The 9,959-nt window shown below is 70.3% G+C and carries 9 protein-coding genes and 1 pseudogene; 3 read left to right on the forward strand and 7 right to left on the reverse strand.

Features of this window, described 5'->3' with window-relative positions; genetic code table 11:
* Positions 1–11: 11 nt before the first annotated feature.
* The 3 genes from AC1D1T_RS14165 to AC1D1T_RS14175 are packed head-to-tail and all read right to left on the reverse strand — an operon-like array spanning position 12 to position 1,698.
* On the reverse strand, positions 12–791 hold the full coding sequence (locus tag AC1D1T_RS14165) for a DUF2145 domain-containing protein (RefSeq protein ID WP_477824930.1): 780 nt from the start codon (positions 789–791) through the stop codon (positions 12–14).
* The gene (locus AC1D1T_RS14170) at positions 788–1,216 is read right to left on the reverse strand and encodes a hypothetical protein (RefSeq protein ID WP_052212658.1); all 429 of its coding nucleotides are present in this window, start codon (positions 1,214–1,216) and stop codon (positions 788–790) included. The genes AC1D1T_RS14165 and AC1D1T_RS14170 overlap by 4 nt, the downstream gene beginning before the upstream one ends.
* A gap of 23 nt (positions 1,217–1,239) precedes the next feature.
* Positions 1,240–1,698, reverse strand: coding sequence for a YiaA/YiaB family inner membrane protein (locus AC1D1T_RS14175; RefSeq protein WP_047508546.1), 459 nt, complete (start codon positions 1,696–1,698; stop codon positions 1,240–1,242).
* A 130-nt stretch (positions 1,699–1,828) separates the two neighbouring features.
* On the opposite strand from AC1D1T_RS14175, the gene AC1D1T_RS14180 reads away from it, so the two are divergent.
* Entirely contained in the window at positions 1,829–2,566 is a 738-nt protein-coding gene (locus tag AC1D1T_RS14180) for a helix-turn-helix domain-containing protein (RefSeq protein WP_465110207.1), read from the forward strand.
* Between the two features lie 67 nt (positions 2,567–2,633).
* Here the strand turns inward: AC1D1T_RS14180 and AC1D1T_RS14185 are convergent, their stop codons facing one another.
* The 3 genes from AC1D1T_RS14185 to AC1D1T_RS14195 all read right to left on the reverse strand — a co-directional run bounded on the left by AC1D1T_RS14185 (position 2,634) and on the right by AC1D1T_RS14195 (position 8,603).
* Entirely contained in the window at positions 2,634–5,303 is a 2,670-nt protein-coding gene (locus AC1D1T_RS14185) for a TonB-dependent receptor plug domain-containing protein (protein ID WP_477992027.1), read from the reverse strand.
* 260 nt (positions 5,304–5,563) lie between these two features.
* On the reverse strand, positions 5,564–7,339 hold the full coding sequence (locus AC1D1T_RS14190) for a sensor histidine kinase (RefSeq protein WP_465110205.1): 1,776 nt from the start codon (positions 7,337–7,339) through the stop codon (positions 5,564–5,566).
* Positions 7,340–7,364: 25 nt separating this feature from the next.
* Positions 7,365–8,603, reverse strand: a complete 1,239-nt coding sequence (locus AC1D1T_RS14195; RefSeq protein WP_477824932.1) for a CaiB/BaiF CoA transferase family protein — start codon at positions 8,601–8,603, stop codon at positions 7,365–7,367.
* Between the two features lie 46 nt (positions 8,604–8,649).
* Between AC1D1T_RS14195 and AC1D1T_RS14200 the strand changes: the two genes are divergently transcribed.
* Positions 8,650–9,225 (forward strand): SRPBCC family protein, encoded by a 576-nt coding sequence (locus AC1D1T_RS14200; RefSeq protein ID WP_477824933.1) that lies wholly within the window; start codon positions 8,650–8,652, stop codon positions 9,223–9,225.
* A gap of 6 nt (positions 9,226–9,231) precedes the next feature.
* On the opposite strand, the gene AC1D1T_RS14205 is transcribed toward AC1D1T_RS14200, so the two are convergent.
* Positions 9,232–9,621, reverse strand: coding sequence for a dynein light intermediate chain family protein (locus AC1D1T_RS14205; protein WP_477992028.1), 390 nt, complete (start codon positions 9,619–9,621; stop codon positions 9,232–9,234).
* Between AC1D1T_RS14205 and AC1D1T_RS14210 the strand changes: the two are divergent.
* Positions 9,608–9,959, forward strand: a pseudogene (locus tag AC1D1T_RS14210) (hypothetical protein); the annotation flags it as partial. The gene AC1D1T_RS14205 and the pseudogene AC1D1T_RS14210 overlap by 14 nt on opposite strands.

Consider the following 9,959-nt stretch of genomic DNA (forward strand, 5'->3'; position numbering starts at 1 on the left):
CGCCGGGCAATCTACCGCACAACGGCGATGGAAGTGCCCAGTCCGCTGCGGTTCATCCAGCGAAAGACCGAGTCGACCGTGACGGTTTCGATGCGATCGGTGAATCGCTTCGCGCTCGGGTGGTCGTCGAACGCGACGTTGGCCGCCGTCATGCGTGCCCCCAGCCGCTGGAAGGCCGACAGGTGCAGCGTGTCCGGCACGTAGCCGTGCTCGCGCAGCCAGGCCTGGGCCTGCGGACGGCTGGCGATCGACGGGTCCTGCGCCATCGCGAGCGTCTCGATCGCCCACTGGTTCGACTGCTGGTAGGCCTGCGCCCAGGGGTAGGCCACCATGCTGTAGGCCGGCGTGTGCAGCTGCGCCAGGCGCCGGTTGTCGCGCAGCGCGGGCAGCAGCCGGGCCTGCACCTCGGGGCTCGGCACGACCAGGCCGGCTTCGTACTCGAACAGGTCATCGAGGAAGAACTCGCCGAGGCCCTGGCGATAGACCGCCGACTTCGCGGTGCCGCACTGGTTCAGCTTGTGCGCGACGCGCCAGGGGGCGGCCGGCGCGTCGCGGTAGGCGATGCCGAAGTGCGAATAGCGCTGTCCGTACTCGCGCAGGTCCTGGCCGACACGCGCCACCAGCACCACCTGCGCGCCGCTCGCGTCCAGGCGTTGCGCGGTGTGCTCGGCCAGCGTCATCGCCCGCTCGACGTTGCGCGCGTCGGGCAGCTTGCGCTCGCAGGAGCGGCCGGCGTGGGCCGGCGGCGCCGCGGCAAGCAGAGCGATCGCCAGCCATGCGCCCGGGTTCACAGCGTGACCCGCTCGTTGTAGAGCAGCGCCTTGCCGATCTCGTTCGGGATGAAGGCGATGGCCTGGCCCGCGGCCGACAGCACCCAGCCGGTGCTGATCGCGGCCACCGCGATCGTCGTGCCGGCCGCCACCGACATCGCGCCGGCCAGCTGGCCCGACAGCGTCAGCGAAGCGCGGGCACCGTCGGACGCGCGTTGCAGCACCCAGACCGCGCCATCGGCCGACGCCTCGACCGCGACGACGCTCAGCACCGCGCCGGCCGACAGGATCATCACCGGCGCGCTCACCGAGATCGCGATCGGCAGCAGCGACAGCGCGCTGGCGTCCGAGGCGTTCGGCGGATGGGCCTGCGCCGCGGGGGCGCCTGCGGCCAGCAGGGCCGCCGCGATCAGGGCCTGCAGGGCCGGTTGTCTGAAAGCCTTCATGGTCGTCTCCGGTTGAAGAAGGGTCACTCGCGCTCGTTCAGTTCGCGGCCGGCGCGCATGCCGTCGCGGCGGGCCTCGGCCAATGCGGCCTCGTGGGCATCGCGCAGCGTCTTGGCCAGCGTGAACACGCTGGAGATCAGGAACAGCCAGCACACGCCGAGGAAGGCCTTGTAGGTCGGGTTGACGTCCATGCGCCACAGGCCCCAGCCGGTCAGCGTCATCGCGAGGCCGAAGCCGCCCCACACCACCAGGCCCCACATCGGCGTGTCGGTCCGGCGGATCTCGTTGTCGCGGATGTACTTGGCCAGCGCGAACGCGGTCGACAGGCAGAACACGTAGCCCATCACCATGAACGCGCGGTGGATGTCCTCACCGGGCAGGTACGCGAGGCCGGTCGCGCACAGCGTGGCGGCCGCACCGAACGAGATCCAGACCTGGGCCTTCCAGGCCTTGGTGTCTTTGCGGATCAGGGTGGGTTGCATGGAACTCTCGATGGTTGTTGAGGACGGAGCGGATGCTCGCCGTCCTCGGCATTCAGTTCAATCCCTCCCTGGAGGGGTTGCAGCGGCATGGCTCGCTGGTATCGTCTGGTGATACTTTTTGAGGGTCGAGATGAGCACCACCCAGGACCTGGTCCATGCGCTGAAGGCCGAACTGAAGCGCGCCGACATCACCTACGCCCGCTTGGCGGAGGAACTGGACATGTCGGAATCCAGCATCAAGCGCGTCTTCGCGAAGGGCGACATGCCGCTGTCGCGCATCGACGACGTGCTGCGCGTGCTGAAGATGGATTTCGCCGAGCTGGCGCGCCAGATCGCCGATGCGCAGCCGCTGCGCCGCGAGCTGACGCTCGAGCAGGAGAAGGCGGTGGTGGCCGACCGGCGCCTGCTGCTGCTGGCGATCTGCTGCATGAGCCAGTGGACGTACGAGCAGATGATCGGCACCTACACCTTCAGCGAGGCCGACTGCGTGCGCTACCTGGTGCAGCTGGACCGGCTGGGCATCATCGAGCTGCGGCCGATGAACCGCTACCGGCTGCAGGTGGCGAAGACCTTCCGCTGGCGGCCGAACGGCCCGGTGATGGCGTTCTTCCGCGAGCACGTGGCCGACGACTACTTCAACAGCGGCTTCGACGGCGACGGCGAGATGCTGATGCTGGTGCACGGCCAGATCGGCACCAGCCTGGCGGCGAGCTTCGTCGAGCGGCTGCAGCGCGTCGGGCAGGATTTCGCGCAGCAGCACCTGGCCGACCAGAAGCTGCCGGCCGACCAGCGGCGCGCCTACACGCTGGTGGTCGGCATGCGCTCGTGGCTGTTCGCGGCGTTCCGCGACCTCAAGAGAGACGCATGAAAAAAGGGGACCCTCGCGGGTCCCCCTTGTCGTTCGTCAATGCAGTGGCGGCCCATGCCGCCGTGCATCACCAGAACGTGTACTTGCCCGCCAGCGTGACCTTGCGGCCCATCTGGCTGTGGTAGCCCGGGTTGTAGGCGATGTAGCGGGTGACCAGCCGTTCGTCGATCGGCGGCTCGCGGTTCTCGATGTTGTCGATGTTCACGCTCAGCGTCAGGTTCTTGACGCCCTTGTAGGCCACGTACAGGTCGGCGGTGGACCAGGCCTTCACGCGGCACAGCTCCGGGTGCGCGCCGCTGGCGTACGAGCAGCTCAGGTCGGCCGGCGTGAAGGCGCGCAGGAAGCTGCCGGTGTAGTTGCCGCTCAGCGTCGTCGACCAGTCGCCGATGTCCCAGTCGATGCCAGCCTTGAAGCGCTCCTTCGGCTGGTTGTAGGTGCCGGCGTAGTCGACTTCGGGTGCGTCCTTGACGTTCGCGACCATGTAGCGCGGCATCTTGTTGTAGACGATGGTCAGGCCGACGCGGCCGGCCGAGCCGAGGTCCTGGCGCGCCCGCAACTCGATGTCGTAGCCCCAGATCCGGGTCGAGCCGAGGTTGGTGTACTGCAGGTTCAGGCTGTCGATCGTGCCGTCCGCTTTGCKCACCACGTAGCCCGGGTAGTCCGCCTCGTGGGCCAGCAGGTAGTCCGGGTCGATCGACGAGATCTCGTCACGACGCTTGATCTTGTAGGCATCGAACGACAGCGAGACGTTCTCGGTCGGCTCGAACACCAGGCCGGCCGTGAAGCTCTTCGACTTCTCGGGCTTCAGGTTCGGGTTGGAGCCCGAGACCGCTTCGAGCGACAGGTCGCAGTTCGCATTGGTGGTGTCGCTCGGATCCGGGCACAGCTTCGGGTCGCGGATGCCGGAGTAGAAGCCCTTGACCGGCGACTGCGTCGTCTCGGTCAGCGACGGGGCCCGGAAGCCCTCGGCGTAGGTGGCGCGCAGTGCCAGGTTCGGCAGCACCTTCCACTTCAGGCCGGCCTTCGGCACGGTGGCGCTGCCGAAGTCGCTGTAGTGGTCGGTGCGGGTCGCGAGCGACGCCTCGATCGTCTTGGTGATCGGAACCGACAGCTCGGCGTAGACCGCGCTGACGTTGCGCGAGCCGTCGGACGAGGCGGCGCCCAGCACGCTGATCGCATTCGATGCGGTCAGCGCGTCCGGCGTGCTCTTGAACGATTCGCGGCGCAGTTCGACGCCGAGCGCGAGGCCGAGGCCGCCGGCCGGCAGCTTCATCAGCTCGCGCGAGCCGCGCAGGTCGATCGACGTGGTGCTGGTCTTGCCTTCGTCGCGCAGCGTCGGGTAGAGGGCGGCCATCAGCGCCGGATCGTTGGCGCCCGGGTTGCCGAAGATGAAGTTCGGGTTGGCGACGCCGTTGGCATCGAGCACGTCGCCGCCGATCAGCACCGAGTCATTGAGCAGGCCGCGCGTCCAGACGCGCGCACGCGTGCCGGAGTACATCAGCGCGCTCTCGGCATCCCAGCCGCCCAGGGTGCCGCGCCCGCCGAGCACCAGGCGGGTGGTGTCCGCCGTCACCTCGGTGGTGTGCAGCACGTCCATGAAGCGGTAGCGCAGCCCCACGTCGGCGCCGGTGGTGTTCTGCGGATGGTTGGCCGGCAGCGTGATGAAGATGTTGGGCAGCGTGCCGGTCGACTGGTAGGTGGCGGTGTTGTACGAAGGCGACTCGCCCTTGTACTTGTTGCGCACGAACAGCGCGTCGCCGAACAGCTCGAAGCCGCTGCCGAGGTCCAGCGTGGCGGCGCCGAACAGCGCATCCTGCTTGGTTTCCGGCACCAGGTCCTGGTGGTCGGTACCCTGGTAGTAGCAGCGGCCATTGGCGGCGGCGCCCGGCTCGTTCAGCGGCGTGCAGCCCGGCATCGGCCCGATGAACGCTCCGGTGGTGGGGTTGTAGAGGTTGCCCGGGTAGCCGTAGCTCGAGCGCAGGTCGGTCAGCCCGAAACGGCGGAAGTCCGCGGTCGAGGTCATCGGCCGCTGCGAGGCCTTCACCGAGTTCTGCTGCTCGTGCGAGTAGTTCAGGAAGAAGTTGTACTTGTCGTTCTCGAGATCGCCCTTGCCCCAGGTGGTGCTGAACTTGCCCGCCGCACCATCGTGGTAGCCCGACTGCGAGCCCGAGCCCGACAGCGACAGGCCGTTGTAGTTCTTGCGCAGGATCACGTTGATGACGCCGGCGATCGCGTCGGAGCCGTAGATGGCCGACGCGCCGTCCAGCAGCACCTCCATGCGCTCGACCACGTCGAGCGGGATCGAGTTGATGTCGAAGAACGACTGCTGGCCGCCCGAGGCGAAGCCGTACGGCGCCATGCGGCGGCCGTTGATCAGCACCAGCGTGGCCTGCGCACCCAGCCCGCGCAGCGAGACGCCGCCGGCACCGGGCGTGTAGCTTGCCACCGCATTCGCATTGAAGTTGCCGGCATTGCTGGCCGGCAGGCGGTTCAGCAGCTCGGTGACCGATTGCGCGCCGGAGCGGTCGATCTGCTCGCGCGTGATCACCTGCACCGGCGAGGCGGTCTCGGCATCGATGCGCTTGATGCGCGAGCCGGTGACCTCGACCCGCTGCAGCGACTTCTGGGCTGCGCCCGTGGTGTCCGGGGCCGGGGTGTCGGATTGGGCCCAGGCCGGCGTGGCACCGGCGGCGCACAGCGCCATGACGGTGGCGCTGATGTACTTCAAGCGAAACATTCGCATCCCTCGATCAAGTGCCAGGATCTCTGGCGCCAAAAGAAAGGCAGCGAAAGGATCCCTCCGCTGCCGCCATGTGCGCAGGGTCGGACCATCCGCCTCCCCCATGCCTCTGCCTCCATCGTGCTCAGTGCGGGCCCGCTTGTGATCCCGGGGAAACCGCAACTGCTCAACGCGTCACGAACGGGTATGCATTCGTGACACCTGTGTGAAAAAAGGCAAAGCAAGTGGTGGGCCACGACATATTCGTGGCCGAGCGCTCAACCCGTCGCGGGTGGCGGTGCGCTGCGCAGTGTGAGCGTGAACTCGGCCCAGGCGCCTTGCTGGCTGCGGGCCTCGATGCGGCCGCCCATGCTCTCGACAAGCTGGCGGGTGATCGCCAGGCCGATGCCGCTGCCGGTTTCGGCACCGGCGTCGCGCCCGAGGCGGTTGAACGGCTCGTACAGCCGCGCGAGTTGAGCGTCGCTGAGCCCGGGCCCGCTGTTCCAGACGGCCAATTGCAGTGCGCCTGCCTCGGCGCGGTGCAGCGTGACCCGCACGACTCCCTCGGGGGCACCGTACTTGATCGCGTTCGACAGCAGGTTCAGCAGCGACTGCTTCAGGCGCAGCGGGTCGGCCAGCGCAGGCGGCAGGCCGGCCTCGAATGCGCGCTCGATGTGCATGCGGCGCTGCGCGGCGTCGCCGGCCACCATCGCGAGCGCCTCGTCGGCCAGCGCCTGCAGGTCGAGCGGCACGCTGTGCATGTCCATCGCACCGACCTCGACCTTGCTCAGGTCCATCAGGTCGGTGATCAGGCGCAGCAGGTGCTGGCCGGCCCGCTCGATGTGCTCGACCCGCTCCAGCTGCTGCGCCTGCAGCGGCGCGGCGGTGTCCAGCCGCAGCAGCTGCGAGAAACCCAGCACCGCGTTGAGCGGCGTGCGCAGCTCGTGGCTCACGCGGGCGAGGAACTGCGATTTCATCGCGTTGGCCTGCTCGGCCGCGTGCTGCTGCTCGCGGGCCGCCTGGGCCGCCTTCACATCGGTGATGTCGGCGAAGCTGCCGACCATGCGCAGGATGCGGCCGTCGGCATCGCGCTCGGCGACGTGCCCGCGGCTGAGCACCCACACCCAGCGGCCGTCGGCGTGGCGCAGCCGGTACTCGTCGGCATAGGGTTCGCGCTGGTCGCGCAGGAAGGCGCGGAAGCGCTCGCTCGCGCCCGGCAGGTCGTCCGGATGGCACAGCTTCGCGAAGCTGTCGGTGGCGACTTCGCCGAAGCGCGAGTTGAAATCGTCGGGGGTCGTGCCGATCAGGTCGGCCCAGCGCCCGCCGAGCGTCAGCATGTCGCTGCGCAGGTCGCGCGCCCACAGGCCGATGCGGCCGCCGTTGATCGCGGCGTCCAGCCATTCGCGCGAATGCCGCAGCTCGGTGATCATCTGCTCGCGTTCGGCGGCGAGCGCCTGTTGCGCGGTCACGTCGGTCACCACGCACAGCCGCGCGCTGCGGTCGCCGAACTGCAGGCCGTGCGCGCTGGTGCGTGCGAGCAGTTCGCTGCCATCCTTGCGGCGGTGGCGCCACGGGCCGGACGAGGTGACGCCGGGCGCGTCGGGCCCGCGCACCGCACGCACCTGCGCCTCCATCGCCGGGATGTCTTCCGGCGGGCGCAGGTCGGCCAGCGTCATCTGCAGGAATTCCTCGCGCGACCAGCCGTACTGCGCGATCGCCGCGCCGTTCACATCCAGGAAGCGCAGCGACAGCGCGTCGTAGATCCACATCGGCTGCGGATTGGCGTGGAACATCTGCTCGTAGCTGACGGCGATCTCGTGCAGCACGGTGTCTTCGGTGCTGGCGCGCGTGGTCAGCGAGCGCAGCAGCAGGATCAGCAGGCAGCCCGTCATCGCGACGAACAGCAGGCCCTGGATCGTGTGCACCAGCGTCAGCTGGCGCGGGTCGCTGGTCAGCGCGAGCGCCGCATGCTCGGACAGCAGCACCCAGGCCGTGCCCGCCGCCAGGTAGGCCAGGACCAGCACGACGGGGCTGCGGTGGGGGCGCTCTTGCATGCGGGTCGCTCCGGTCTACATCGTCTCAAAGCACGCCGCGTTCGCGCAGCGCCGCCAGTTGCCCGGGCGTCACGCCGATCTCGCGCAGCACGGCCTCGCTGTCCTCGCCGAGGGTCGGCGCGCGGCGGCGGATCGAGCCGGGCGTCGCGCTCAGCTTCGGCACGATGCCCGGGGTCTCGAGCGACAGGCCCTGCGCGCTGGTGATGCGCTGCAGCATGCCGCGCGCGCGGTAGTGCGGATCGTCGGCGATGTCGCGCGCGGTGTAGAGGCGCCCGGCCGGCACGTGGGCGGCGTTCAGCGCGTCCAGCACCTCGGCGACGCCGCGCGACGCGGCCCAATCGCCGATCGCCGCGTCGATCTCGGCGACCCGCGCGACGCGCCCGGCGTTGCCGGCCAGCGCCGGGTCGGCGCCGAGGTCGTCGCGCCCGATCGCCGCCATCAGGCGCTTGAAGATGCTGTCGCCGTTGCCGGCCACCAGCACCCAGCCGTCGCGGCAGGCGTAGGCGTTGCTCGGCGCGATGCCGGGCAACGCCGAGCCAGCGGGCTCTCGCACGGTGCCGAAGGCGCTGTACTCGGGCAGCAGGCTTTCCATGCAGTTGAAGACGGCTTCGTAGAGGGCCACGTCGATGACCTGCCCGCGCCCCTTCGGTGCCTCGGCCGACACCGTCGCGTGCCGGTGCTGCAGCGCCATCAGGATGCCGATCACGCCGTGCAGCGACGCGAGCGTGTCGCCGATGCTGACGCCCACGCGCACCGGCACGCGGCCCGGCTCGGCCGTCAGGTGGCGCAGGCCGCCCATCGCCTCGGCGACGACGCCGAAGCCCGGCCGGTCCTTGTAGGGCCCGGTCTGGCCGTAGCCGCTGATGCGCAGCATCACGAGGCCCGGGTTGGCGGCCGACAGGGATTCGTAGTCGAGCTCCCAGGCCTCCATCACGCCGGGCTTGAAGTTCTCGACCAGCACGTCGCACTCGGCGGCGAGCCGGCGCACGATGTCACGCGCCTCGGGCTGCTTCAGGTCGAGCGCCAGGCTGCGCTTGTTGCGCGACTGCACCTCCCACCAGACGCTGGTGCCCGCGTGCATCAGGCGCCACTGGCGCAGCGGGTCGCCGCTGCCGGGCGGCTCGACCTTGATCACGTCGGCGCCGAAGTCGGCCAGGGTCTTGGCGGCGAACGGGCCGGCGATCAGCTGGCCGAGTTCGAGCACCTTGAGGCCGGCGAGCGGGCCGGGGGAGGTGGGCGCTGGGGAAGGCGCTTGAGCGGACATGCCCGCGATGGTAGTGTCTGGCGCCGCCAATTCGATGGGGAACGCCATGCGATTCATCGCCCTCGGGGTCTCGTGCGCGCTGCTGCTCGCGGCGCTGGCCGACGGCGCCGCCGCGCTCGAGCGTTCGATCGACAAGGAAGCGGTGGTGGCTGCGCCGCTGGCCGCCGTCTGGCAGAGCTGGACCACGAAGGCGGGCATCGAGGGCTTCTTCGCGCCCGAGGCCGAGGTCGATGCGCGCGTCGGCGGGGCCTTCCACATCCACATGGATCCGCTGGCCGAGCCCGGCATGAAGGGCGCCGACGACATGCACTTCATGGCGCTGCAGCCGATGCAGATGATCAGTTTCGACTGGAACGCACCGCCCTCGCTGCCCGAGGCGCGCCGGCAGCGCACCTTCGTCGTCGTGCGCTTCGCGCCGGTCGATGACAACAGCACGCGCGTGACGCTGCACCACGTCGGCTGGGGCGACGGCGGCGAATGGGACAAGACCTACGCCTACTTCGACCGGGCGTGGGGCCGCGTGCTGGAGAACCTGCAGAAGCGCCACGCCGCCGGGCCGGTCGACTGGACGGCGTGGATGGAGAGCCTGCGCAAGGCGCATGCGGCGGCGCCGGCGCGTTGAGGCGACCTACCACTTGCACCCGCTGCCCTTGACCGCATCGACCGCCAGCGGCACGGCCGCCAGCAGGCCCATGCCGCTGTAGGCGGTGCGGCAATCGGTGCGACCGGCCTTGTCGAGCTCCTCGGTGATCTTGGCCTTGCGCTCGGGCGGCGGCGGCAACAGCGGCAGCACGCCGGGCGACATGCCGCCGGCGCTGCTGCCGCGGCTGCGCAGGCTCGGCAGGTTGAGGTTCAGCTTCGGTTCGCCGGGGGCACCGGGCGGCGTGGCGGCGTTGTCGTGGCCGGTCTCGCCGCCGGGGCCGACGACAGGGCCGGTGGTGGGGCCGACCGGTGACGGGGCGGTGGCGGGCTCGACGGCGGTACCRGGGCTGGCGCGCCGCGTGGTGGGGGGCGCCACAGGCTGGGGTGCGAGCATGGGCTCGGGCAGCGGTGCGGGGGCTGGTACCGGTGACGGTGCCGGCACGGGTGCAGGAACTGGCGCCGGAACAGGCACCGGCGGCGGGGCCGGCACCGGGACGGGCGGCGGCACCTCGACAACCGGCTCGGGGCGCGGGACCGGCAGCGGCGCGGGGGGTGGTGGCGGCTCCACCGGGACCGGCATCGCCACCGGCGGCGCGACGGGGGGCAACGGCAAGGGCAGCGGAAGCGGCTGCGGCGCCGTCGGTTCGGGCTCCACCGCAGGCGGCGGCGCGGCGGGCCGTGCCGCCACCGGTGCCGCGTCGCGCACGGCGGAGG

It is taken from the genome of Rhizobacter sp. P2_H3 (assembly GCF_056403355.1).